The following is a 22957-nucleotide window of genomic DNA, read 5'->3' on the forward strand; positions in this document are numbered from 1 at the left end:
ACGCGCCACCGGCCGTATGGGAATGGGAGGTCAGAGGTGGGAGGCGAGGACGGGCAGCAGATCCTGGAACGTCCGCCCGGTGGCGGGCGCACCGATCGCCGACATCTGCCAGGACCCGCCCGCTCCGCCCCCACCCGCGCGGTGGACCTTGGCCATGATCTGAGCCGTGTACGGGCCGCCGCCGCTCAGGGTGTATCGGGCCAGCTCCTGGCCGTTGGTCTCATCGACCAGACGGCAGAAGGCGTTCTGCACCTCGGCGAAGGTCTGTCCGGAGAAGGAGTTCACCGTGAACAGGATCTGATCGACATGGACCGGAACACGCTGCAGATCGATCAGGATCGATTCGTCGTCACCGCCTTGGCCGACGCCGCCGACGAGGTTGTCGCCGGTGTGCCGTACGGATCCGTCGTCGCTCGTCAGATGCTGGAAGAACACGACGTCCACGGCTTCCCGCCCGGCGAAGAGTACGGCCGAGGCATCCAGGTCGATCTCCTTGGCGGTCAGCCGGGCGAGGAACCCCTTCCGCGGCGCGGCCTGCCAGCCCAGGCCCATGCGCACCGCGGTGAGCTCACCCCCATCGGACTTGCTCAGGCTGATCCGCTGGCCCTTGGCCAGGTTTACCGTCATGTGGTTCCTCTCTCGCTCTTCTGACTCGTCCGGGACGGGCTGTGCGACCTCTCCAGCCGGTCCCGCGGGAACGGCAGGATGCCGCGGTGAAGAAGGGCCCTCAGCCAGGCGTCGCGCGCCGTGGCCACGGCCGCGTCATCCCGGCGCCCGAGGTGGGGCGGGTGGGTGGGTGGATGCCGGTGCGGACGTAGGTGCCCATGAGGACGCGGGCGCGGGCGCTGGTCGGGGGCCGAGGTTCGGTGGCGTACGGCGGTGACGAGCAGGCAGGCCACCCCCACCACCAGAGTGAACGCCGCGATCGTCGCGCTGGTCAGCCCGGCGGTCAACAGCGCGTCGGCCGACTCGCGTTGGGAGTCGAGAAGCCCCAGCAGCGCGCCGAGGAGCAAAAAGGCCGCGGTCGAGGCGCCCGCCAGGGCCGGTGCGAGGACGGCGAGCACCGGCAGCAGTCCACGGACGCCTGCCGAGGGGGTGGGTGAGCCGGATAGGGCAGATGCGGTGGACACGGTGGACGCGGTCGCCGTCGCGGCGGCGCGTTGCCGGAGGTACGTGGCGTATTCGGGCGCGGCGGCCATCGCGATCAGCTCGCTCGCCACGAGCGCCTGGGCGCACAGCCGTTGGATGTCCGCGTCCCCGGTGGCCCCGTCCCTGGTGGCCCCGTCCCCGGTGGCTCCGTTGCGCCGCAGGGCCTCACGGATCTCCGCCGTACGGAGCGCCTGGTGCAGCGCCCGCTCGAAGTCGGGCCTGTCCTCGGCCTGTAAGCCGGGTGGGGCGGTCATGTCCGCGCTTCCTCGATGAGCTCGGTGAGCTCGATGAGTAGGAATGAACCGGCCGTCGGGCCTACCTCAGGGGAAAGGCCGGGCCCGACGGCCGCAGGAGGGCGTCAATCGGAGATTTCAGAGATTGACGCCGAAGTCGGAGGCGATGCCCGCGAGCCCCGAGGCGTAACCCTGGCCGACCGCGCGGAACTTCCACTCCGTGCCGTTGCGGTAGAGCTCGCCGAAGACCATCGCCGTCTCGGTCGCGGCGTCCTCGCTCAGGTCGTAGCGGGCGAGTTCGACGTTGTCGGCCTGGTTGACCACTCGGATGAAGGCGTTCCGGATCTGGCCGAAGTTCTGGCTGCGGCTCTCCGCGTCGTGGATGGAGACCGGGAAGACGATCCTGGCGATCTCGGCGGGCACGGCGGTCAGATTGACCTTGATGGCCTCGTCGTCGCCCTCGCCCTCACCGGTGAGGTTGTCGCCGGTGTGCTCCACGGAGCCGTCGGGGCTGGTGAGGTTGTTGTAGAAGACGAAGTGCCGGTCGGACGCGACCTTACCGGCCTCGTCGCACAGCAGCGCGCTCGCGTCGAGATCGTAGTCGGCGCCCGTCGTCGTCCGCACGTCCCAGCCCAGGCCGACGAGAACGGCGCTCAGGCCCGGCGCCTCCTTGCTCAGCGAGACATTGCCGCCTTTGGACAGGGAAACTCCCACAATCTCCTCCTCGTGCTCGGTGGACCGGAGTCAAAATCTACAGCACTGTAGAATTTGGCGGGGCGGGGATGGCGAGGTTGGCGAGATCTGGGCGGGTGAGGGGGAGGCGGGGTGAGGACCAGGCAGGACGAGGTGAGGCGGGGCGAAGGCGAGGTAGGACGAGAAGGCGGGGGCGAAAGCGGGCCGGGGCGAGGGCGAGGCGAGACCGGGCGAAGTCGGTGACCCATCTGGCCCACCGACTCGCCGCACCGCCGCCCCGCCCCCCCCATCGCCCATGGCCCTACGCGGTGGCGAGCGACACCTCGGTCGACTTGATCAGAGCGGTCACGCGGCTGCCCTCGGCGAGCCCCAGCTCCGCCGCCGCGTCCTGGGTGATGGCGGCCGTGAGCTCCTGGCCGGAGCCGATGTCGATGACGACGGTGGCCATAGCGGCCCCGAGGGTGAGTCGGCTGACGGTGCCCGGGAAGCGATTGCGGATGCTCAGCCCCGAGACCTCCCCGGTGGCCAGCGCCACCTCGGTGGCCTTGGCAAGCGCCGTCACCTCGGAGCCCTCCCCAATACCGAGCTCCGTCACGGCGCTCATGGTCACGGCCGCCGTCACCATCTGCCCCCCGGACAGCCGCCCCTGGACCGTGGCCATGGCCTCGCCAGGCGTCACGGACACGACGCTGGCGGGGAGCTGATTGCGGATGCTGAGACTCATGGGTGCACCACCCCGGAGGCGGAGGTCGAGGGCCTGATACCGCTCACCCTAGGCATCCACCCAAGGATCCGCGCGCCGAGCACACCGGCCCCATACGCCGCACAGGGCTGGGCGGGCCCCGCCCCCACTCAGCCGCACCCAGCCACCCCACCCCCCACGTACGATCGGACGAATGCGCCGCTCTCCCGCCCACCTCGTCCGCGAATTCCACCTGGCCTTCGGCCTCGACGCCCGTAAGACCCCCACCGAGGTCTCACCGGAACTCGCCGCCCACCGCCAGGGCCTCCTGGCCGAGGAGTGCGCCGAAGTGGCCGAGGCGAGCGCCCACGGCACCCTCGACCACCTCGCCCACGAGCTCGCCGACGTCGTCTACGTCGCCTACGGCACCGCCCTGGTCCACGGCATCGACCTCGACGAGGTGATCGCCGAGATCCACCGGGCCAATATGACCAAACTCGGCCCCGACGGCCGCCCCACCCTCCGCGCCGACGGCAAGGTCCTCAAGGGCCCCCACTACCGGGCCCCCGACATCCTGGCCGTCCTCCGCCGCCAGGGCTGGACCGACGCGGCCGAATAGGTGTCCCGTCCGGCCGGGGCGACTGGCATGCTGGGCGGCTGACCGCGTGCTTGACCAGCCAGTTTGGTGAGAAGTCCCGGCCACTGCCCGATCCCCGACGCAGCGACCGATGGTGATCGCTAACGTGCTCGAAATGGTGACCTACGACGAGCTCACGCCACCGGAACGCCAAGTGTGGGATGCCTTTCCAGCCGGCGTCGCTGTCGACTTCCGGGCCGCGCCTGAGGAGGGCCCCGCGGAGGGCGTGAATTGGGGGCCGACGCGAACGGTGCGGGGCGAGGTGTTGCGCGCTCTTCTGCTCAGCCATCCCACCACCGCGGGGGAGGTGGCGAAGGTCGACGTCCGGGGAGCGCGGATCTCCGGGCAACTGGACCTGCGGCATGGGGACATCACCAGCCCTGTGCATCTGACCCAGTGTTACTTCGACGCCGAACCTGATCTGTACGCCGCGCGCCTCGGCGAGCTGCACCTGTGGCGGTCCGTCCTGCCGGGACTGACCGCGGTCGGAACCCAGTTCGACAGCTTTGTCGCGCTGAGCGAGTGCCGTGCGACCGGAATGGTCAGCTTCAGCTTGGCCCGGATCGCCCGCACTCTCTATCTGGACCAGCTGCGGGCCGAATCGGCTCATGCCGAAGAGCAGGGAGTCGCCGTCGCGCTGAACCATACGGTGATCGGCGACGCGATCGTGGCTACCGGGATGTCCGCCCGTGGCGAGGTCCGCTTGGACGGAGCCACGGTGACCGCTCAGGTTTCGCTGTCTTCGGCCCGGTTGCACAATCCCGGTGGCATGGCGCTGAACGCCGAAGGGCTCACCGTGGGATCCGACCTGACCGTGCGCGGAGTGTACGCCCAGGGTCGCATCACGTTGCGCGGCGCTCGTATACCCGGGCAACTGGACCTGACGGAGACCCGTCTGCCCAACCCTGACGGTCTGGCACTGCGCGTCAGCAGCGCCGTCATCGGGGAGATGTGGCTGCGCGACGCCGCCCCGATCGAGGGCACCGTGAATCTGCGTCGCACCCAGCTCCAGCTGCTGTACGCAGAGCCCGTGGTGTGGCCGGAGCAAGTCCGGCTCGCCGAGCTCACTTACACCACTCTCCTGCCACATTTGCCCGCGGCCGATCGGCTGCCGCTGCTGGAGCGCGATGAGTACCTGCCACATGCCTACCAGCAGTTGACCGCCGCCTATCAGCGCGTCGGCGACGACACAGCCACGCGGCTCGTGCAGCTCGCCAAGCACCGACGCCACCGCACGACTCTCCCCGCGTACGCCCGCGCGTGGAGCTGGGCCCAGGACATCACCGTTGGCTACGGTTTCCGCCCCCTCCGCGCGGCCGCCTGGCTCGGCGCACTCCTGCTGATCGGCACCCTCGTCTACGGCCTGCACCACCCGGCTCCGCTCAAGCCAGGAGAGGCCCCCGACTTGAACCCGCTGTTCTACACCTTCGACCTGCTCCTGCCGATCATCGACTTCGGCCAAGAGCGCGCCTACGCCCCGCACGGTTGGTATCAGTGGCTGAGCTACGCGCTGATCATCAGCGGCTGGCTCCTCGTGACCACGATCGTCGCCGGCATCACCCGAGCCCTCAGCCGGTCTTAAGGCATGCTGATGAATCCGGCGCCTCATGGCCAACAGCGGCGGTTGCCACTCCACTACCCGGAAACGAGTCAGGGGCCCGATCCGCTTTCGCGGATCAGGCCCCTGACCTGTGTTCCTTCAGTCGGGGTGGCGGGATTTGAACCCACGACCTCTTCGTCCCGAACGAAGCGCGCTGCCAAGCTGCGCTACACCCCGAAGCAACGAGCTCTACTTTAGCGGACCTGTGGCCAGAGACGAAATCCGGTTTTCGAGGTCTCGCAGGTCGGGGCGGTCCCGGTGGGTGGGGTGGGTCAGGGGGTCTGGGGGGTGAGGGTGAGCAGGGTGGCTTCCGGGGGGCAGGCGAAGCGGACCGGGGTGTAGCGGTTGGTGCCGCAGCCCGCGGAGACGTGGAGGTAGGAGGTGTGGCCACCGGCCTGGTGCTGGGAGAGGCCCTTGACCCGGCGGGCGTCGAGGTCGCAGTTGGTGACCAGGGCGCCGTAGAAGGGGATGCACAGCTGGCCGCCGTGGGTGTGGCCCGCGAGGATCAGGGGGTAGCGGTCCGCGGTGAAGGCGTCGAGGACGCGCAGATACGGGGCGTGGACCACGGCCAGGGAGAGGTCGGCGCCCGACTCGGGGCCGCCGGCCACCTCGGCGTAGCGGTCGCGCTTGATGTGGGGGTCGTCGAGGCCGGTGAGGGCGATCTCGATGCCCTCCAGCTTCAGTCGGCCGCGGGTGTTGGACAGCCCGACCCAGCCGGCCGCGTCGAAGGAGTCGCGGAGCTCCGTCCACGGGTTGTGGATGGCACCGACGACCGGGGGGTTGCCGTTCAGGCCGTGCTTTCCGCTGGCCTTCTCCAGCAGATAGCGGGCGGGGTTGCGCGGCTTGGGGCCGTAGTAGTCGTTCGAGCCGAAGACATACGCACCGGGGAACTCCATCAGCGGGCCCAGCGCGTCCAGGACCTCCGGCACGCCCTCCGGGTCCGAGAGGTTGTCCCCGGTGTTCACCACGAAGTCGGGGCGCAGGCCGGCCAGGGACTGGAGCCAGCGCTGCTTCTTGCGCTGGCCGCTCACCATGTGGATGTCGGAGACCTGTAGGACGCGCAGGGGGCGCATCCCTCGTGGGAGCACCGGAACGGTGATCCGCCGGAGCCTGAAGGACCGGACTTCGAAGCAGGCGGCGTAGGCGAGGCCGGCCGCGCCGACCGCCGTGATTCCCAGGGGTACTCCGTATCGCGCGCGCATGCCGTCCATGGTCGCAGAACGCCACCGGGGGAGAAATCTTCGGGTGATTCCCGGCCAGTGCTGGCACACTCGACGCCATGACCACCACGCTCAAGTCCAGGCTGCAGGACGATCTCACCGCGGCGATCAAGGCGCGCGACGAGCTGCGCTCCTCGACTCTCCGGCTCACCATCACCGCGATCACCAAGGAAGAGGTCGCGGGCGAGAGCGCACGTGAGCTGTCCGACGCCGAGGTGGAGAAGATCGTCGCGCGGGAGGCCAAGAAGCGCCGTGAGGCCGCCGAGGCGTTCGAGAAGGGTGGACGCGCCGCGCAGGCCGAGCGGGAGAAGGCGGAGGGCGAGGTGCTCGCCGAGTATCTGCCGAAGCCCCTTACGGACGACGAACTGGACGCCCTGGTGGCCGAGGCCGTGCGCGAGGCCGCTGCGGGTGGCGCGGAGGGGCCGCGGGCCATGGGCGCCGTGATGAAGATCGTGAACCCGAAGATCGCCGGGCGGGCGGAGGGCGGCCGGGTCGCCGCCGCGGTGAAGCGGCAGCTCGCGGGCGGGTAGTCCCCGCTCGGAGTTCGTCTTGTCGCTTTGTGTTACTGGTCGTCTGCTCTGTGTGTTCGGTCATCGGGTGCACACACAAGGAGTGGGCACACACAAGGAGTGGGCACACACAAGGAGCGGGCGCACACAAGGAGTGGGCGCACACACAAGGAGTCTGTGCGGAGACGAGAAGGGGGCCGGACATCTCTGTCCGGCCCCCTTCAGCGCTCGATCACGAGCCACCGCTACCGCGGGAAGTTCCAGCCACCGTTCCCGTTGCCGTTCCCGCCGTTCCCATTGCCGCCGCCGATCAGGTCCGGCGGGAGGGAGATGTCCGGCCACGGGTTGTCCTGGCCGCCGTTGTCGCCGTTGTCGTTGCCCCTGTCGCGGCCCGGCTTGCGGTCGCCCGGCTTCTTGCCGTCGTGGGGCTTGCGCTGGTTCGGGTCCTTGATCTGGACGTTCACGAAGTTCGGCGCCGGCTTGCCGTCGAGCGCGCCGCTCATCGCATCCTTCCAGATGGGGCCGGGGGTGTCAGCGCCGTAGACCTTGTCGTGGGGTACGCCGCCGATGGTGATGTTCTCCATCTTGACGCCCTTGGAGCCCGGGCCGCCGACCCACACCGCACCGGCCATGTTCGGTGTGTAGCCGACGAACCACGCGGCCCTGCGCTCGTCCGTCGTACCCGTCTTACCGGCGCTCGGGCGGCTCTGGAGCCCGGCCTGCTTGCCGGTGCCGTCCTCGACCACTCCGCGCAGCAGCGTGTTGATGGTGTCCGCGGTCTTCTCCGACATCGCGCGCGAGCACTTCGACTGCGGGACCTTCAGCTTCTTGCCGCCGGGGCCGGTGATCGACTCGATGAAGACCGGGGAGCAGTAGACACCGCGGTTGGCGAAGGTCGCGTAGGCGTTGGCCATCGTCAGCGGCGAGAAGCCCTCGGAGCCGAGGGTGAGCGAGGGCACCTGGTTGTGCTCCTGGCCGTCGGCGCGCTTCGCCCCCATCTTGTCGGCCATCTGCGTCACCGGGCAGACCCCGATGTCGCTGATCAGCTGGACGAAGTAGGTGTTGACCGACTTGGCGGTCGCCTCCTTCATCCCGTACGGGCCGACCTCCTTCTCGTTCTCGTTCTCGACCGTCGCGCCCTCGTCGTTGCTCCAGGTGCCCTTGCAGGTGGTGACCGGGCTCGGATACTTCATCTTGTACGGCGAGGAGTAGCGCTGGTACGGCTTCTTGCCCTGCTCGATGGCGGCCGCCGCAGTGATCGGCTTGAACGTGGAGCCGACCTGGAAGCCGTAGTTCGAGCCGCCCATGGACTTGTCCGCGGACAGGTTGATCTGGGTCTCGTTCTCGCCGAAGCCGTACGGCCTGGACTGGCCCATCCCCAGCACCTTGCCGGTGCCCGGCTCGACCAGCGTCACCGCGGTGGCCACCGGGTCGGACTGGTAGACATGCTTCTTGATCGACTTCTGGACCGACTCCTGGGCCTGTGGGTCGAGCGTCGTGCGGATCGTCAGACCGCCCTGGGTCCAGCGCTTGGCGCGCGCCTCCGCGGTCTTGCCGAAGGTCGGGTCGTTGAGCAGGGTCTCGCGGACGTAGTCACAGAAGAACCCGGCGCCCTTGACGGCCGTGATGCAGCCGCTCCTGGGCATGCTGACCTTGAGGCCGAGCGGCTTCTTCTGGGCGGCGGCGGCCTGCGCCGGAGTGATGTCCTTCACCTCGGCCATACGCCGCAGAACGGTGTCGCGGCGCGCCTTGGCCGACTTCGGGGCGTTGATCGGGTCGTAGCGGCTGGGCGACTGGACGAGCCCGGCCAGCAGCGCCGCCTGCTCCAGCTTCAGATCCTTGGCGGACTTGCTGAAGTAGCGCTGGGAGGCCGCCTCGATGCCGTACGCCTGCTGTCCGAAGAAGGTGATGTTCAGGTAGTTCTCGAGGATCCGCTTCTTGCCCAGTTCCTTCTCGACCTTGATCGCGTACTTCAGTTCCTTGATCTTGCGGCCGATGGACTGCCGGGTGGCCTGGGCGACCTTCTCCTTGTCGTCGCCCGCCTCCTCGACGAATACGTTCTTCACATACTGCTGGGTCAAGGTGGAGGCGCCCTGGGAGACCCCGCCGTCCTGCGCGTTGCTGTTGACCGCGCGCAGGACGCCCTTGAGGTCGACCGCCCCGTGCTCGTAGAAGCGGGCGTCCTCGATCGCGACGATCGCCCGCCGCATGTACGGGGAGACGTCGTTCAGCTTCACGATCGTCCGGTCGCGGGAATAGACCTTCGCGATCTCCCCGCCCTTGGCGTCCAGGATCGTGGTCCGCTGGCTGAGCGGCGGCGTCTTGAGATTGGCCGGAATTCCGTCGAACTCCTCGACCGTTCCCTTGGCCGCGAGGCCGAGCGCCCCGACGGCGGGAAGCGCGAGCCCGGCCATCACGGCACCGGCCAGCGCGCTGACGCCGAGGAACTTGGCGGCCTGTTGAGCGGCGGACAGCCCTCCGCTCGAGCGCGTGTTTCCCATAGGACGCAGCCTACGTCTCGAATCGCCGGACAGGGGACCGGGTGTTCGCATAAGCTGTTTCACGCCAGTCACAGCTGTGTGGCTGAGCCACACTTCCACTCTCACTCAAGTGAGTGATGAGACCTGCCCGGATTGCGGCCCCTGTCCTGAGCTGCCCGCTGTTCGGCGCGCGAACTGCCCGGATTTGCACTAGTAATCGCAAATGTCGCCAGCTCACTCCGTTGGGTGATCTGCCGCGTACCCATAGTCCGTTCGGACCATTCAAGATTGGGCCTGCAGGGGGTGTTGCGCTGTGTCTCGCTTCCGTAACGTCCTCAACTGGCGACGGTGAATATGCCGTTTGTCGCCGTGGGGGAGCTCCGATTCGGGAGAGGACGGCGCCAGCATGGGCTGGGTAACCGACTGGAGTGCGCAGGCCGCCTGCCGCACTACTGATCCAGATGAACTGTTCGTCCAGGGCGCGGCACAGAACAGGGCCAAAGCGGTCTGCACCGGATGCCCGGTGCGCACCGAGTGCCTTGCGGATGCCTTGGACAACCGCGTGGAGTTCGGTGTGTGGGGAGGGATGACCGAGCGCGAGCGGCGAGCACTGCTGCGCCGCCGACCGACGGTGACCTCCTGGCGCAGGCTCCTGGAGACCGCGCGCATCGAGTACGAGCGCAGCGCGGGGATTCTGCCCTTCGACGACGAGGACTACGAGCGCTTCGCCGCGGTCGGATAGCTCGCCATCACCTCACCCACCTCTCGTCTCGGCACGAGTGGGGGTGCGAGTACGGGCGCGCCTCGTCAGGGGCGGGTACGGGTACGCGCACGCCTCCGAGCACGACCGCGGCCCTGGCCGCGGTCGGCCGTGGGGCTGTGGGCGCGTGTGGCACGGCCTCGGGTGACATGGCTACTTGTGGCATGGCCTCGTGTGACGTGGCCTCGGGTGACACGTCTTCCTGTGGCATGGCCTGGTGAGACATGGCTAACAGGTCTTCGCGGACCGGGGGTTGGTCCGCGGCCCAGGCCACTGGTGCTGCTTTCGGCTACCGGTGACGCCCTCGGCCGACGGTGACTGTGGCCTGCCTGTCTGTCTGCCCGCGTGTGGGGCGTGGGTCTGCCTGCGTGCGGGGCGTGGGTCTGGCTGTGCGTGCGTGCGCCGTAGGCCGCCAGCCCGGTAGCCGCGTCCGCCGGAGTCTGAGGCCCCGAAGCCCGCGAGGCCCGAGACCCAGCTGTGAGGCCCGCGCGCCATGCGGTCCATCACCGCTGTCGCTGTTCGCCTATGCGTGCTGTCTGTTGTCCTGTCGTGCTGTCGTGCGTCTCCATCCATGCGCGGGCGGCCGACCGCCCGGCGGGCACCGACTCAGCCCGCCACGCGATTGGTCCGCTCCGGCGGGACCGCCAGGCGTTCGCCGATCGCCCGCAGCCCCGCCAAGTCGTGTACGTCGCCAGGGAGTGCGGCCACTTGGGCCACCGGAACCTCGGGGTGGAGCGCCGTGAAGCGGTCGTGTGTGCGCTGCTCGCGTCCGAGCACCTGCATACGCTCCGCGTGCAGCCGAAGCAGTCCCGCGGCGAGCCGCTCCGCCGAGGAGTCCGCCGACGTGGGGGAGACGTCGGGGTCCGCTGCCGAGGGGTTCCGCGCTTGAGCATTCCCTGAGGGGGGATCGACAAATCCGCCGTTGGCAAGATTTTCTGCCCCGGCGCCGTTCTTGGCCGGATCGCTTCCCTCCGCGGCCTTCGCGAGCGCATCGTCCGGATCCACGGGATCGCCCGCCAGGGTCAGGATCTCCGCGGCGGCCAACGCTCGTTCCGCCGACAGCTGTTCGGCACCGCTGCCGTGGACCCGGTTCAGCACCAGCCCGGCCAGCGGCATCTGGTCCGCGGCCAGCCGTTCCACGAAGTACGCGGCCTCCCGCAGGGCGTCCCGCTCGGGCGCGGCCACCACGAGGAAGGCCGTACCCGGAGCCTGTAGGAGCCGGTAGGTGGCCTCCGCGCGAGTACGGAATCCGCCGAACATGGTGTCCATCGCGGCAGCAAACGTCTGAACGTCGCGCATCAGCTGCCCGCCGAGCACCTTGCTGACCGTGCCCGTCATCATCGAGACGCCTACGTTCAGGAACTTCATCCCGGCCTTGCCGCCCACCTTGGCCGGGGCCATCAGGACCTTGATGAACTTCCCGTCCAGGAAGGAGCCGAGACGTTTCGGCGCGTCCAGGAAGTCCAGCGCCGACCGGCTGGGCGGGGTGTCGACGATGATCAGGTCCCATTCGTCGCGGGCCCGGAGCTGGCCGAGTTTCTCCATGGCCATGTACTCCTGCGTGCCCGCGAAACCGGCCGAGAGCGACTGGTAGAAGGGGTTCGCGAGGATCGCCCGGGCGCGCTCGGGGTCGGCGTGCGCCTCCACGAACTCATCGAACGTCCGCTTCATGTCGAGCATCATGGCGTGCAGTTCGCCGCCGTTCCCGCCGCCCACGCCCTCCACCCGGCGCGGGATGTTGTCCAGCGCGTCGATGCCCATGGACTGCGCGAGCCGGCGGGCCGGGTCGATGGTGAGGACGACGGCCTTACGGCCGCGCTCGGCGGCCCGTACACCCAGGGCGGCGGCGGTGGTGGTCTTACCGACGCCACCGGAGCCGCAGCACACCACGATGCGGGTCTGCGGATCGTCCAGCAGGACGTCGATGTCCAGCCGGGGTGCCACGTCCATGCTCATGCCGCCTCCTGCGTACGACTCGTTGTCCGTGGTGTCCGCCGTGGCGCCCTTACGGCGGGCGCCGCTCACGCCGGCCACTGCTTGCGCAGATCCGCCGCGAGCCGGTACAGCCCGGCCAGGTCGATGCCGTCCGTGAGCAGCTCCAACTCGTGCAGCGGCAGCCCCAGGCCGGTCAGCTCGGCGCGCTGCGCCCGCTCCAGCGCCACCCGCTCGGCGTGCTCGCGCGCCTGCTCCAGCAGCGGGTCGACCAGCCGCTCGGCCATGCCGCCGCGGCGCGCACCGCCCAGGCCCGCCTGGGAGAGCGCCTTGGCGACGGCCGCGCGCTGCCCGTTGGCGGCCACCTCGACGGCCTCGTGGTCGAGGATCGCCGGGCGGACCATGTTGATGATGACCCCGCCCGTCGGAAGGCCGTCGGCGCGCAGCTCGTCGATGCCGTCCGCGGTCTCCTGGACCGGCATCTCCTCCAGCAGGGTCACCATGTGGACCGCCGTCTGGGGGGACTTCAGGACGCGCATCACGGCCTGGGCCTGATTGTGTATCGGGCCGGTCCTGGCCAGCCCGGCCACCTCGTGGTTGACGTTCAGGAAGCGGGTGATGCGGCCGGTGGGCGGTGCGTCCATGACCACGAAGTCGTAGACGAAGCGGCCGTCCTTGCCCTTACGGCGCACCGCCTCGCACGCCTTGCCGGTCAGCAGGACGTCCCGCAGCCCCGGGGCGATGGTGGTCGCGAAGTCGATCGCGCCGAGCTTCTTGAGGGCACGTCCGGCCGAGCCCAGCTTGTAGAACATATGGAGGTAGTCCAGAAGTGCGAACTCCGGATCGATCGCCAGAGCGTGCACCTCCCCGCCGCCCGGTGCGGTGGCGATCTTCCGCTCCTCATAGGGCAGCGGCTCCGTCTCGAAGAGCTGTGCGATGCCCTGGCGGCCCTCGACCTCCACCAGCAGGGTTTGCCTGCCATCGGCCGCGAGGGCCAGCGCGAGTGCGGCGGCGACCGTGGTCTTGCCGGTTCCGCCCTTGCCACTGATGACATGGAGCCTGCTCACAGTGGGGAGCCTAACCAGTCCCCCCTCGCCCTACGCACCAGGGCCCGGCGGAGAGGCATTACAGTCGGCCCCATGACCAAGTGGGAATACGCGACCGTACCGCTGCTCGTGCACGCCACGAAGCAGATTCTGGACACCTGGGGCGAGGACGGCTGGGAGCTGGTCCAGGTGGTCCCCGGCCCGAACCCGGAGCAGCTGGTGGCCTATCTGAAGCGGGAGAAGGGCTGATGGCGGGCGGCACGGTCGAGGGCAGGCTCGCCGGGCTCGGCCTGAAGCTGCCCGCGGTCGCGGCACCCCTGGCCTCCTATGTGCCCGCGCTCCGCACCGGCCCGTACGTCTACACCTCGGGCCAGCTGCCGCTGGTCGAGGGGAAGCTGGGCGTGACCGGCAAGGTCGGCGCGGAGGTCACCCCCGAGGAGGCCAAGGACCTGGCGCGCGTCTGTGCGCTGAACGCGCTGGCCGCCGTGAAGTCGGTCGTCGGCGACCTCGACCGGATCGTGCGGGTCGTGAAGGTCGTCGGCTTCGTCGCCTCCGCCCCGGACTTCACCGGCCAGCCGGGCGTCATCAACGGCGCGAGCGAGCTGCTGGGCGAGGCCCTGGGCGACGCGGGCGTGCACGCGCGCAGCGCGGTGGGCGTGGCGGTGCTGCCCCTGGACGCGCCGGTCGAGGTCGAGATCCAGGTCGAGGTCGCGGACTAGCGGACGCCGGGTCGCGGACCGCCGAGCGGTCCCGACGGCGAGCCGGCGGGCGCACGCGCAGTCGGTACGTGGACGCGGACCGGTGTGACGGCCGGTGCGCGGACCGGCCCCGGCGTGGCGCCGCGGGGGCCACTCGAACATCAGCCCGTAAGCGCATAGCATCCGGCCATGTCCACTACGAATGGCCAGTGGTACCCACCCGAGTGGCCAGAGCGGATCCGGCTCCTGTCGGCCGGTGAGCTCACACCGGTGGCACCGCGCCGGGCCGCCACGGTCCTGCTGCTGCGGGACGGACCGCACGGAACGGCCGGGCAGGACGCACCACAGGACGCGCAGGACGCACCGGGCGGGGACGGGGAGCACACACCCGACGAGCCCGACGCGGCGGAGCGGCCCGGCACCGCGCGGGAGTCCGCGGGGGCGCCGGAGCCCGCGGAGTCCGCGGAAGGCTCCGAAACGACCCCAGAGGGCCTGCCGGACGCGGCGGGAGGGGCCACCGGTCCCGCCGTCTACATGCTGCGCAGACGCGCCTCCATGGCCTTCGCCGGAGGCGCGTACGCCTATCCGGGCGGGGCCGTGGACCCGCGCGACGAGCGGATGGTCACCTGGGCCGGTCCCTCTCGGGCGCAGTGGGCGCGGCGGCTCGGCCTGGATCCGAGCGAGGGGACGCAGGCCCAGGCCATCGTGTGCGCGGCGGTTCGCGAGACCTTCGAGGAGGCGGGGGTGCTGCTCGCGGGCCCGACGCCGCACACCGTGGTCGCGGACACGACGGGGGACGACTGGGAGGCGGACCGCGCGGCGCTGGTCGCCCGGGATCTGTCCTTCGCGGAGTTCCTGGACCGCCGGGGGCTCGTACTCCGCTCGGACCTGCTGAGCTGCTGGGCGCGCTGGATCACCCCGGAGTTCGAACCGCGCCGCTACGACACCTGGTTCTTCGTGGCTGCGCTGCCGCGGGGGCAGCGCACCCGTAATGCCTCCACGGAGGCGGACCGGACCGTCTGGATCCGTCCGGGTGACGCGGCCGACGGCTACGACCGGGGCGAGCTGCTGATGATGCCGCCCACGATCGCGACGCTGCGCCAGCTCGCGGACTACGGCTCGGTCGCCGACGCGCTGGCCGCCGCGGCGGACCGGGACCTGACGCCGGTCCTGGCCCGGGCCCGGGTGGAGAACGGGGAGCTGGTGCTGAGCTGGCCGGGCCATGATGAGTTCACCAAGCACATCCCGGGAGCCACGGGGGGACCCTCCGCATGACGTACGCATCCGCTCTGCCCGGCCAGCCGCGCGGGGGCACCATCGGTGGCTCGGCCACCGACCGGGCCGTCTGCGTCCTGGCGCCGAACGCCTCGCCCATGACCCTGGACGGCACCAACACCTGGATCGTCGCCGAGCCCGACTCCGACCTTGCCGTCGTCATCGATCCCGGGCCGCTGGACGACGCCCACCTCAAGGAGGTCATCGCGACCGCCGAGCGGGCGGGCAGGCGGGTCGCGCTGACGCTGCTCACCCATGGCCACCCGGACCACGCGGAGGGCGCGGCGCGCTTCGCGGAGCTGACGCGGACGTCCGTAAGGGCGCTGGATCCGGCGCTGCGGCTGGGGGACGAGGGGCTGGAGCTGGGGGACGTCATAACCACCGGCGGTCTGGAGCTGCGGGTGGTGCCCACGCCCGGCCACACCGCCGACTCGCTGTCCTTCCACCTTCCGGCCGATGGCGCGGTCCTTACGGGCGACACGGTGCTCGGGCGCGGCACGACCGTCGTCGCGCATCCGGACGGGCGGCTCGGCGACTACCTGGACTCGCTGCGGCGGCTGCGCTCGCTGACGGTGGACGACGGGGTGGACACCGTCCTGCCGGGCCATGGGCCGGTGCTGAACGACGCCCGGGGCGCCGTGGAGTACTACCTCGCGCATCGTGCCAACCGGCTGGCGCAGGTGGAGACGGCGGTCGAGGACGGCTACCGGACGCCCTCGGAGGTCGTGGCCCATGTGTACGCGGACGTGGACCGGTCCCTGTGGCCGGCGGCGGAGCTGTCGGTCCGGGCCCAGCTGGACTATCTGCGCGAGCACGGGCTGATCTGACCGCGCGAGCACGGGCTGAGCGCCTGGGGCCGGCCGTTCATGAGCGCCGTAAGGGGCCCACCGGATTCCGGCGGGCCCCTTACGGTCGGTCTTTCGTGCTCCGTCCGGCGTCAGCGGGAGCGCTTGGCCAGCCGCTCGACGTCCAGCAGGATCACCGCGCGCGCCTCCAGCCGCAGCCAGCCGCGGCCCGCGAAGTCGGCGAGCGCCTTGTTGACGGTCTCGCGGGAGGCGCCGACCAGCTGGGCCAGTTCCTCCTGGGTCAGGTCGTGGACGACATGGATGCCTTCCTCCGACTGCACGCCGAAGCGGCGCGACAGGTCCAGCAGGGCCCTGGCGACCCGGCCGGGGACGTCGGAGAAGACCAGGTCGGACATCTGGTCGTTGGTCTTGCGCAGGCGCCGGGCGACCGCGCGCAGCAGCGCGGAGGCGACCTCGGGCCGGGCGTTCAGCCACGGCTGGAGATCGCCGTGGCCGAGACCGAGCAGCTTGACTTCGGTCAGCGCGGTGGCGGTGGCGGTGCGCGGGCCCGGGTCGAAGAGCGACAGTTCGCCGATCAGCTCGCCGGGGCCGAGCACGGCCAGCATGTTCTCGCGGCCGTCGGGAGAGGTGCGGTGGAGCTTCACCTTGCCCTCGGTGACCACGTACAGGCGATCGCCGGGGTCCCCTTCGTGGAAGAGCGCGTCACCCCGCGCGAGGGTGACCTCTCCCATGGAGGCGCGCAGCTCAGCGGCCTGCTCGTCATCGAGCGCCGCGAAGAGCGGGGCGCGCCGCAGAACGTCGTCCACGAGTCTCTCCTTGTCGACATGCACAGGGGACCGACGTCCCCATGATGCCGGACGGTAAAACAGTGCGATCAATCACAAGTTTGACGCACTGGCCTGCCGAGCTGTGCGGCAGGGGTCCGATTGGGGGCCTCTTCACGGCGGCCGGGCCGGATGTCAGTGGGTGGGCTTAGGCTGGCCGGGTGTCCAATACGCCGGTGAGAGCACAGGGCAAGGGGGCCGGACGGGTGACCGCACCTCGTAATTCCGCTGTGGGCGAACAAGATTCCGCCGACTCGACAGAAGGCTCGAAACCGCATAAATCGGTCAAGGGCTCGAAGGGCGCCCGTCCCGAGTCCCGGCTCGCCCTCGTCCGCCGCGCCCGGCGCATCAACCGCGAGCTCGCCGAGGTGTATCCGTACGCCCATCCCGAGCTGGACTTCGAGAACTCGTTCCAGCTGCTGGTGGCCACGGTCCTGTCGGCCCAGACCACCGATCTGCGGGTCAACCAGACCACCCCCGCGCTCTTCGCCGCGTATCCGACGCCCGAGGACATGGCCGCCGCCGACCCGGAGGCCCTGGAGCAGCTGATCAGGCCCACCGGCTTCTTCCGCGCCAAGGCCAAATCGCTGCTCGGCCTCTCCGCCGCCCTCCGCGACCGGTTCGGCGGCGAGGTCCCGGGCCGGCTCGAGGACCTGGTCACCCTGCCCGGTGTCGGCCGTAAGACAGCCAATGTGGTGCTCGGCAATGCCTTCGGGGTGCCGGGCCTGACCGTGGACACCCACTTCGGGCGGCTGGTGCGGCGCTGGAAGTGGACCGCCCAGGAGGACCCCGAGAAGGTCGAGGCCGAGATCGCCGCGCTCTTCCCCAAGAGCGAGTGGACGATGCTCTCGCACCGCATCATCTTCCACGGCCGCCGCGTCTGCCACGCCCGCAAGCCCGCGTGCGGCGCCTGCCCGATCGCCCCGCTCTGCCCGGCGTTCGGGGAGGGCGAGACCGACCCGGACAAGGCGAAGAAGCTGCTGAAGTACGAGATGGGCGGCCAGCCTGGCCAGCGCCTGCGCCCGCCGTCCGACTACCCCGGCCGCCCAGCCGCCCCCCTGGGGGCCGCCGAATGACGAGCACCTACGGGGATGTGGAGGTCAGCGCCCAGGGGCTGCCGGAGTGGCTGCTCCCGGTGGCCCGGCTGGCCGAGACGATCGAGCCGCGCCAGCTGAGCCGGTTTCTGCCGCCCGCGCAGGGCGGAGGCCGTCCCTCCGCCGTGCTGGTGCTCTTCGGCGAGGGCCCCGGGGGCCCGGAGCTGCTGCTCATGGAGCGCTCCGGCTCGCTGCGCTCGCACGCCGGCCAGCCCTCCTTCCCCGGCGGCGCCCTCGACCCGGAGGACGGCGATCCGGAGGAGGAGGGTCCGCTGCGCGCGGCGCTGCGCGAGGCCGAGGAGGAGACCGGGCTCGACCCCTCGGGGGTCCAGGTCTTCGCGGTGCTGCCGCGGCTCTACATCCCGGTGAGCGGCTTCGTCGTCACCCCGGTGCTGGGCTGGTGGCGTCGGCCCACCCCGGTCGGGCCGGTGGACCCGGCCGAGACGGCCCGGGTCTTCACGGTCCCCGTGGCGGATCTCACGGACCCGGAGAACCGGGCCACCACCGTCCACCCCAGCGGCCACCGGGGGCCCGCCTTCCTGGTGGGATCCGCTCTGGTCTGGGGTTTCACCGCCGGAGTGATCGATCGCATCCTGCATTACGCGGGGTGGGAGCGACCGTGGGACCGAGCCAAGCGCGTCCCACTCGACTGGCGCGCGTGAGACGGTGTTCCGGTGAATGTGCTGGACATCCTGCTGCTGCTCGCCGCCGTGTGGTTCGCGATCGTCGGCTACCGCCAGGGGTTCGTCGTCGGCGTGCTGTCGGTGACGGGGTTCATCGGTGGTGGGTTGATCGCGATCTATCTGCTGCCGCTCATATGGGACGGCACCACCGACGACAAGACATCCCCCGGCACCGTCGGTGCCGTGGTGGCGATCGTCCTGGTGATCGTGTGCGCCTCGGTCGGCCAGGCGGCCACCACCCACCTGGGGAACAAGCTCCGGCGGTACATCACCTGGTCACCGGCGCGCGCCCTGGACGCGACCGGCGGCGCGCTGGTGAACGTCCTGGCGATGCTGCTGGTGGCCTGGCTGATCGGCTCCCTGGTGGCCCAGACCTCGCTCCCCACCCTGGGCAGGGAGGTCCGCGACTCCAAGGTGCTGCTCGGGGTGTCCCGCGTCGTTCCGGACGAGGCGAACACCTGGTTCACCGACTTCTCCTCGGTGCTCGCGCAGAACGGCTTCCCGCAGGTCTTCTCGCCCTTCGCCAACGAGCCGATCACCACGGTGCCGCAGCCCGACCCCGCGCTCGCCCAGTCCCCGGTGGCCACACGGGCGCAGGAGAGCATCGTCAAGGTCGTCGGCACCGCCCCCAGCTGCGGCAAGGTCCTCGAGGGCAGCGGCTTCGTCTTCGCCCCGAACCGGGTCATGACCAACGCCCATGTCGTCGGCGGCGTCAGCGACCCGACCGTGCAGATAGGCGGCGAGGGCCGGCTCTATGACGCCAAGGTCGTGCTGTACGACTGGAAGCGCGATATCGCGGTCCTCGATGTGCCCTCATTGCAGGCCCCGGCGCTGCAGTTCGCGCAGGACGACGCGCGCACCGGTGATGGCGCGATCGTCGCCGGCTTCCCGGAGAACGGCGCCTTCGATGTGCGCGCCGCCCGCGTCCGCGGCCGTATCGAGGCCAATGGCCCCGACATCTACCGCCGCTCCACCGTGCGCCGCGATGTGTACTCGCTGTACGCGACGGTGCGGCAGGGCAACTCCGGCGGTCCGCTGCTCACCCCGCAGGGGCGGGTGTACGGCGTGGTGTTCGCCAAGTCCCTCGACGACGCCAACACCGGATACGCGCTGACGTCGGACGAAGTGAGCGAGGACATCCAGAAGGGGCGCACGGCCGATCAGCCGGTGGACAGCCAGGGGTGTGCCCTCTAGTTTCCGGTGTCGCTGTGGCCCCGGGCCGCGCCCGAGACGCTGCTAGCGGCCGCGTGGATGGCGCAGTCGCGCCGAGACCCACCGGGCCCGGCGGCGGATGATGCGGGGAATCCCGATGTTCGGGTCATGGCCTTGGGTAGGCCCGGAGCCGCCCCGCTCGGAAACACTCAGCGCGGCATTGGCAGTAGCGGCGGCCTCGGGGCCGCGGCTGTTTGGTGCGTCACGGTAGTCGTGCGTCCAGCCCATACCTCGGTGTGTGCCCCTGACCCAAGGTCCGTAATCGCCGCTGGCTGCGGCAATTGGCCTATGCTCCAGGCAATTGGCTGTTCGAAAAACAGATGTTCGCCCGCGCGGGGGAACGTGGTCGGAATGCGTACGTCCGATGACGCTCAGCGGTCGGGTTCGGGGTCCTTCAGCCAGTTGATCAGCTCGGTGGTGAAGGCCTGGGGGTCCTCCTCGTGCGGGAAGTGGCCGAGCCCGTCGAAGAGCCGCCAGCGGTAGGGCGCCTCGACATACTCCCCGGAGCCCGCCGCGCTACGGGTGCGCGTCACCGGGTCGAGTGACCCGTGCAGATGCAGGGTCGGCACCCGCACCGGCCGCTTCATCCGCCGGTTGAACTGGAAACCGTCCGGCCGCGCCAGCGACCGCACCATCCAGCGGTACGGCTCGATCGAGCAGTGCGCGGTCGAGGGGATGCACATCGCCCGCCGATAGACCTCCACCGCCTCGTCCTCGGGCAGCCGCGGTCCGGACCAGTCCCGGATCAACCGCCCCACGGCCGCGGCGTCGTCCGCGACCAACTGCCGCTCGGGCAGCCAGGGCCGCTGGAAACCCCAGATATGGGAGCTGGCCGCGCTCTGCTTGACGTCCGCGACCATCGCCGAGCGCCAGCGGCGGGGATGCGGCATCGAGGCCACCGCGAGCCGCCGCACCAGCTTCGGCCGCATCACGGCGGCCGTCCACGCCAGATATCCGCCCAGGTCATGGCCTACGAGTGCGGCGTCCGGCTCGCCCAGCGAGCGGATCACACCGGTGATGTCGAGGGCGAGGTTGGCCGGGTCGTAACCCCGCGGCGTACGGTCGCTGCCGCCCACCCCGCGCAGATCCATCGCGACCGCGCGGTAGCCGGCGTCGGCGAGCGCGGGCAGTTGGTGCCGCCAGGTCCACCAGAACTGCGGAAAGCCGTGCAACAGCAGTACCAGCGGGCCGTCACCCTGCTCGGCGATGTGGAAGCGCGCGCCGTTGGCCGCGACATCCCGGTGGGTCCAGGGGCCGTCGAGCCGTACGACCGACGCGGAGGTATCAGGGACGGTCATGCCGACGAGCGTGTCACATCCCGCGCCGGGCGTCCGCCATTGCTCCCGGCACGCGGATGCGGCTTGACGCTCCCCAGTACGGCGGCCGTCTCCTTGGACGAGGAAATCGACCGCTTCGGCGCCTTGACCTTCTTGAACTTCAGCAGCGCCAGCAGACCCAGGATCCCGGCGAACAGCCAGTAGATACCGCCCACGATCAGGAAGCACCAGGCGAGGCCGAGACCGGTCCACGAGCGCATGCCGTAGGCGAGGGCGAAACTCAGCACCGGCAGCGAGAACAGCAGCAGCACCCCGGCCGCCATCCCCGCGCCGCTGCCGACCACGGCCTTCTTGGCCCCCACCCGGAGCTCGGCCTTGGCCAGCGCGATCTCGTCGTGCACCAGCGCCGACAGCTCGGTGGTCGCCGTCGCCACCAGCTGGCCGAGGCTGCGGTTGCCGCCGTCGTCGGCTGCGCTCATCGCCATCTCCCTCTGCTCTTGTGCGTCTTACCGCTCGTGTCTTGTGCGTCTTGCGCTCGTGCCGCGTCGTTCGTGCTTGGCACGTCGTCAGCGCTTGGCACGCCGTCAGTGCTTGGTACCTCGTGGTGCTTGCTACGTCTTCTGCGCATTTCTACGGGTGTCAAGCCTCTCAGATCATGCCGGACCATCGTCGCCGGAGTCGTTCGCGGCAGCCACTTCGGCAAGCCGCCGGTGCTCGGCGGCCTTTGCCTCGTGAATGGCGGCCATCCGGAGGTGGTACGCGGGGCTGTCGAGCTCATAGATATCCGGGATGCCGTCCATGTCCTCGTCCCGCTCCTCCTCCTGACACAGCCGCTGGTACTTGGTGTTGCGCAGTTTGAGGAGGACCCCGGCGAAGAGGGCGGCGGTCAGCGAGCCGATGAGGACCGCCGCCTTGATCTCCTCGGCGAGCGTGGGGTCGTCGGGGAAGGCGAGTTCGTCGATGAGGAGGGAGACGGTGAAGCCGATTCCGGCGAGGGTGGCCACGGCGAAGACATCGGCCCAGGCCAGGTCTTCGTTCAGCTCGGCCCTGGTGAAGCGGGCGGCGCACCAGGAGCCGCCGAAGACGCCGACGGCCTTGCCCACGACGAGACCGAGGACGACGCCGAGGGTCTCCGGGCGGGTGAAGACATCCGCCACGGCACCGCCGGAGAGCGGCACCCCGGCCGCGAACAGCGCGAACAGCGGTACCGCCACCCCCGCCGACACCGGGCGCACCCGGTGCTCGACACGCTCGGCGGGGGAGCGCTCCTCACCGTCCCGTACGGTGCAGCGCAGCATCAGGCCCATCGCGACGCCGGCGATGGTGGCATGCACACCGCTGGCATGCATCAGCGCCCAGATCACCACGGCGAGCGGGACATATATCCAGGCCGTCCGGACGCCCTTGCGGTGCAGCAGCCAGAAGAGGGCGAGCGCGGCGACCGACAGGATCAGGGCGACGAAGTTGATGTGCTGGGTGAAGAAGATCGCGATGATGACGATCGCGCCGAGATCGTCGACGACCGCGAGAGTGAGCAGGAAGGCGCGCAGCGCGGCGGGCAGCGCGGTGCCGATCACGGCGAGGACGGCGAGTGCGAAGGCGATATCGGTGGCGGTCGGCACGGCCCAGCCCTTGAGACTGCCGCCGCCGCTCGCGCTGACGATGACATAGACGAGCGCGGGCACGACCATGCCGCAGACGGCGGCGATCACGGGCAGCGCGGCGGCCTTGGGGTCGCGCAGCTCGCCCGCCACCAGCTCGCGCTTGAGCTCGATACCGGCGACGAAGAAGAAGATCGTCAGCAGCCCGTCGGTGGCCCAGGAGGCGACCGAGAGACGCAGATGCAGCGCCTGGGGGCCGAAGGAGAAGTCCCTGATGTCGCCGTAGACGCCGCTGAGGGGGGTGTTGGCGAGGATCAGCGCCACGATGGCGGCCACTAGGAGGATCACACCACCGACGGTCTCGGTGCGCAGCGCGTCGATGACGAACGTCCGCTCGGACAGCGACAGGCGTCCGAGAAACTTGCGGCTGGTGGGCGCGGCCACGGGCGGGCCTCCTGGGTGGGTCGAGGTGCGGATACACGTATGGCGTATGCCGACCAGACTTCCCGGCGCTCCTCCATCATCTTGTCGCAATTTTTGTGCGAC

24 protein-coding genes and 1 tRNA gene are annotated in these 22957 nt (G+C 70.2%); 11 read left to right on the forward strand and 14 right to left on the reverse strand.

Annotated features, from left to right (window positions below; genetic code table 11):
* Positions 1-30: 30 nt before the first annotated feature.
* The 4 genes from ACMTAK_RS27310 to ACMTAK_RS27325 form a co-directional block, all read right to left on the reverse strand.
* Complete coding sequence (locus ACMTAK_RS27310; protein ID WP_413808632.1) at positions 31-627, reverse strand: TerD family protein; 597 nt, start codon at positions 625-627, stop codon at positions 31-33.
* Positions 624-1403, reverse strand: a complete 780-nt coding sequence (locus ACMTAK_RS27315) for a hypothetical protein (RefSeq protein ID WP_413808633.1) — start codon at positions 1401-1403, stop codon at positions 624-626. The genes ACMTAK_RS27310 and ACMTAK_RS27315 overlap by 4 nt, the downstream gene beginning before the upstream one ends.
* Before the next feature lie 117 nt (positions 1404-1520).
* Positions 1521-2096, reverse strand: coding sequence for a TerD family protein (locus tag ACMTAK_RS27320; protein ID WP_413808634.1), 576 nt, complete (start codon positions 2094-2096; stop codon positions 1521-1523).
* A gap of 280 nt (positions 2097-2376) precedes the next feature.
* The gene (locus ACMTAK_RS27325) at positions 2377-2799 is read right to left on the reverse strand and encodes a TOBE domain-containing protein (RefSeq protein ID WP_413808635.1); all 423 of its coding nucleotides are present in this window, start codon (positions 2797-2799) and stop codon (positions 2377-2379) included.
* 172 nt (positions 2800-2971) lie between these two features.
* On the opposite strand from ACMTAK_RS27325, the gene ACMTAK_RS27330 reads away from it, so the two are divergent.
* Together ACMTAK_RS27330 and ACMTAK_RS27335 are read left to right on the forward strand one after the other, a co-directional pair.
* On the forward strand, positions 2972-3376 hold the full coding sequence (locus ACMTAK_RS27330; protein ID WP_413808636.1) for a pyrophosphohydrolase domain-containing protein: 405 nt from the start codon (positions 2972-2974) through the stop codon (positions 3374-3376).
* Between the two features lie 109 nt (positions 3377-3485).
* Positions 3486-4976, forward strand: coding sequence for a membrane-associated oxidoreductase (locus tag ACMTAK_RS27335; RefSeq protein ID WP_413808637.1), 1491 nt, complete (start codon positions 3486-3488; stop codon positions 4974-4976).
* Positions 4977-5097: 121 nt separating this feature from the next.
* On the opposite strand, the gene ACMTAK_RS27340 is transcribed toward ACMTAK_RS27335, so the two are convergent.
* Together ACMTAK_RS27340 and ACMTAK_RS27345 are read right to left on the reverse strand one after the other, a co-directional pair.
* Positions 5098-5171 (reverse strand) — tRNA-Pro (locus ACMTAK_RS27340).
* Positions 5172-5266: 95 nt separating this feature from the next.
* On the reverse strand, positions 5267-6196 hold the full coding sequence (locus tag ACMTAK_RS27345) for a metallophosphoesterase (RefSeq protein ID WP_413808638.1): 930 nt from the start codon (positions 6194-6196) through the stop codon (positions 5267-5269).
* Positions 6197-6273: 77 nt separating this feature from the next.
* Between ACMTAK_RS27345 and ACMTAK_RS27350 the strand changes: the two genes are divergently transcribed.
* Positions 6274-6744 carry a GatB/YqeY domain-containing protein gene (locus tag ACMTAK_RS27350; RefSeq protein ID WP_413808639.1) on the forward strand — a complete coding sequence of 157 codons (471 nt, stop codon included), beginning with the start codon at positions 6274-6276 and terminating at the stop codon, positions 6742-6744.
* A 224-nt stretch (positions 6745-6968) separates the two neighbouring features.
* On the opposite strand, the gene ACMTAK_RS27355 is transcribed toward ACMTAK_RS27350, so the two are convergent.
* Positions 6969-9224 carry a transglycosylase domain-containing protein gene (locus tag ACMTAK_RS27355; protein WP_413808640.1) on the reverse strand — a complete coding sequence of 752 codons (2256 nt, stop codon included), beginning with the start codon at positions 9222-9224 and terminating at the stop codon, positions 6969-6971.
* Between the two features lie 385 nt (positions 9225-9609).
* On the opposite strand from ACMTAK_RS27355, the gene ACMTAK_RS27360 reads away from it, so the two are divergent.
* The gene (locus ACMTAK_RS27360; RefSeq protein ID WP_020870211.1) at positions 9610-9945 is read left to right on the forward strand and encodes a WhiB family transcriptional regulator; all 336 of its coding nucleotides are present in this window, start codon (positions 9610-9612) and stop codon (positions 9943-9945) included.
* Between the two features lie 624 nt (positions 9946-10569).
* On the opposite strand, the gene ACMTAK_RS27365 is transcribed toward ACMTAK_RS27360, so the two are convergent.
* Complete coding sequence (locus tag ACMTAK_RS27365; protein ID WP_413813002.1) at positions 10570-11919, reverse strand: ArsA family ATPase; 1350 nt, start codon at positions 11917-11919, stop codon at positions 10570-10572.
* A gap of 65 nt (positions 11920-11984) precedes the next feature.
* Positions 11985-12962: an ArsA-related P-loop ATPase gene (locus tag ACMTAK_RS27370; RefSeq protein WP_413808641.1), complete on the reverse strand. Its 978-nt coding sequence runs from the start codon at positions 12960-12962 to the stop codon at positions 11985-11987.
* A 72-nt stretch (positions 12963-13034) separates the two neighbouring features.
* On the opposite strand from ACMTAK_RS27370, the gene ACMTAK_RS27375 reads away from it, so the two are divergent.
* The 4 genes from ACMTAK_RS27375 (at position 13035) to ACMTAK_RS27390 (ending at position 15741) form a co-directional block, all read left to right on the forward strand.
* Positions 13035-13190 carry a DUF4177 domain-containing protein gene (locus ACMTAK_RS27375; protein ID WP_020870215.1) on the forward strand — a complete coding sequence of 52 codons (156 nt, stop codon included), beginning with the start codon at positions 13035-13037 and terminating at the stop codon, positions 13188-13190.
* Positions 13190-13660 (forward strand): RidA family protein, encoded by a 471-nt coding sequence (locus ACMTAK_RS27380; RefSeq protein WP_413808642.1) that lies wholly within the window; start codon positions 13190-13192, stop codon positions 13658-13660. The genes ACMTAK_RS27375 and ACMTAK_RS27380 overlap by 1 nt, the downstream gene beginning before the upstream one ends.
* Before the next feature lie 168 nt (positions 13661-13828).
* Complete coding sequence (locus tag ACMTAK_RS27385; RefSeq protein ID WP_413808643.1) at positions 13829-14914, forward strand: NUDIX hydrolase; 1086 nt, start codon at positions 13829-13831, stop codon at positions 14912-14914.
* Positions 14911-15741 carry an MBL fold metallo-hydrolase gene (locus ACMTAK_RS27390; RefSeq protein ID WP_413808644.1) on the forward strand — a complete coding sequence of 277 codons (831 nt, stop codon included), beginning with the start codon at positions 14911-14913 and terminating at the stop codon, positions 15739-15741. The genes ACMTAK_RS27385 and ACMTAK_RS27390 overlap by 4 nt, the downstream gene beginning before the upstream one ends.
* A 110-nt stretch (positions 15742-15851) precedes the next feature.
* On the opposite strand, the gene ACMTAK_RS27395 is transcribed toward ACMTAK_RS27390, so the two are convergent.
* Complete coding sequence (locus ACMTAK_RS27395) at positions 15852-16526, reverse strand: Crp/Fnr family transcriptional regulator (RefSeq protein WP_014061749.1); 675 nt, start codon at positions 16524-16526, stop codon at positions 15852-15854.
* Between the two features lie 248 nt (positions 16527-16774).
* Between ACMTAK_RS27395 and nth the strand changes: the two genes are divergently transcribed.
* The 3 genes from nth to ACMTAK_RS27410 are packed head-to-tail and all read left to right on the forward strand — an operon-like array spanning position 16775 to position 19515.
* Complete coding sequence (nth, locus tag ACMTAK_RS27400; RefSeq protein WP_413808645.1) at positions 16775-17620, forward strand: endonuclease III; 846 nt, start codon at positions 16775-16777, stop codon at positions 17618-17620.
* Positions 17617-18300 (forward strand): NUDIX hydrolase, encoded by a 684-nt coding sequence (locus ACMTAK_RS27405; protein WP_413808646.1) that lies wholly within the window; start codon positions 17617-17619, stop codon positions 18298-18300. The genes nth and ACMTAK_RS27405 overlap by 4 nt, the downstream gene beginning before the upstream one ends.
* Positions 18301-18312: 12 nt before the next feature.
* Positions 18313-19515, forward strand: a complete 1203-nt coding sequence (locus tag ACMTAK_RS27410) for a MarP family serine protease (RefSeq protein WP_413808647.1) — start codon at positions 18313-18315, stop codon at positions 19513-19515.
* Positions 19516-19557: 42 nt separating this feature from the next.
* Here ACMTAK_RS27410 and ACMTAK_RS27415 read toward each other — a convergent pair whose 3' ends face one another.
* From ACMTAK_RS27415 to nhaA, 4 genes are all read right to left on the reverse strand, one after another.
* Positions 19558-19761, reverse strand: coding sequence for a hypothetical protein (locus ACMTAK_RS27415; protein ID WP_078956796.1), 204 nt, complete (start codon positions 19759-19761; stop codon positions 19558-19560).
* A gap of 143 nt (positions 19762-19904) precedes the next feature.
* Positions 19905-20831 (reverse strand): alpha/beta fold hydrolase, encoded by a 927-nt coding sequence (locus tag ACMTAK_RS27420; protein ID WP_413808648.1) that lies wholly within the window; start codon positions 20829-20831, stop codon positions 19905-19907.
* Positions 20828-21289, reverse strand: coding sequence for a phage holin family protein (locus ACMTAK_RS27425; protein WP_413808649.1), 462 nt, complete (start codon positions 21287-21289; stop codon positions 20828-20830). The genes ACMTAK_RS27420 and ACMTAK_RS27425 overlap by 4 nt, the downstream gene beginning before the upstream one ends.
* A gap of 174 nt (positions 21290-21463) precedes the next feature.
* Entirely contained in the window at positions 21464-22855 is a 1392-nt protein-coding gene (nhaA, locus tag ACMTAK_RS27430; RefSeq protein ID WP_413808650.1) for a Na+/H+ antiporter NhaA, read from the reverse strand.
* Between the last annotated feature and the right edge of the window lie 102 nt (positions 22856-22957).

It is taken from the genome of Streptomyces lacaronensis (assembly GCF_047337785.1).
GTDB lineage: Bacteria > Actinomycetota > Actinomycetes > Streptomycetales > Streptomycetaceae > Streptomyces > Streptomyces lycopersici.

Coding starts and splice junctions, on each gene's coding strand:
- ACMTAK_RS27310 (WP_413808632.1), bottom strand. CDS start 627: ATGACGGTAAACCTGGCCAAGGGCCAGCGGATCAGCCTGAGCAAGTCC.
- ACMTAK_RS27315 (WP_413808633.1), bottom strand. CDS start 1,403: ATGACCGCCCCACCCGGCTTACAGGCCGAGGACAGGCCCGACTTCGAG.
- ACMTAK_RS27325 (WP_413808635.1), bottom strand. CDS start 2,799: ATGAGTCTCAGCATCCGCAATCAGCTCCCCGCCAGCGTCGTGTCCGTG.
- ACMTAK_RS27330 (WP_413808636.1), top strand. CDS start 2,972: ATGCGCCGCTCTCCCGCCCACCTCGTCCGCGAATTCCACCTGGCCTTC.
- ACMTAK_RS27335 (WP_413808637.1), top strand. CDS start 3,486: ATGGTGATCGCTAACGTGCTCGAAATGGTGACCTACGACGAGCTCACG.
- ACMTAK_RS27345 (WP_413808638.1), bottom strand. CDS start 6,196: ATGCGCGCGCGATACGGAGTACCCCTGGGAATCACGGCGGTCGGCGCG.
- ACMTAK_RS27350 (WP_413808639.1), top strand. CDS start 6,274: ATGACCACCACGCTCAAGTCCAGGCTGCAGGACGATCTCACCGCGGCG.
- ACMTAK_RS27355 (WP_413808640.1), bottom strand. CDS start 9,224: ATGGGAAACACGCGCTCGAGCGGAGGGCTGTCCGCCGCTCAACAGGCC.
- ACMTAK_RS27360 (WP_020870211.1), top strand. CDS start 9,610: ATGGGCTGGGTAACCGACTGGAGTGCGCAGGCCGCCTGCCGCACTACT.
- ACMTAK_RS27365 (WP_413813002.1), bottom strand. CDS start 11,919: ATGAGCATGGACGTGGCACCCCGGCTGGACATCGACGTCCTGCTGGAC.
- ACMTAK_RS27375 (WP_020870215.1), top strand. CDS start 13,035: ATGACCAAGTGGGAATACGCGACCGTACCGCTGCTCGTGCACGCCACG.
- ACMTAK_RS27380 (WP_413808642.1), top strand. CDS start 13,190: ATGGCGGGCGGCACGGTCGAGGGCAGGCTCGCCGGGCTCGGCCTGAAG.
- ACMTAK_RS27385 (WP_413808643.1), top strand. CDS start 13,829: ATGTCCACTACGAATGGCCAGTGGTACCCACCCGAGTGGCCAGAGCGG.
- ACMTAK_RS27390 (WP_413808644.1), top strand. CDS start 14,911: ATGACGTACGCATCCGCTCTGCCCGGCCAGCCGCGCGGGGGCACCATC.
- ACMTAK_RS27405 (WP_413808646.1), top strand. CDS start 17,617: ATGACGAGCACCTACGGGGATGTGGAGGTCAGCGCCCAGGGGCTGCCG.
- ACMTAK_RS27415 (WP_078956796.1), bottom strand. CDS start 19,761: ATGGGCTGGACGCACGACTACCGTGACGCACCAAACAGCCGCGGCCCC.
- ACMTAK_RS27420 (WP_413808648.1), bottom strand. CDS start 20,831: ATGACCGTCCCTGATACCTCCGCGTCGGTCGTACGGCTCGACGGCCCC.
- ACMTAK_RS27425 (WP_413808649.1), bottom strand. CDS start 21,289: ATGAGCGCAGCCGACGACGGCGGCAACCGCAGCCTCGGCCAGCTGGTG.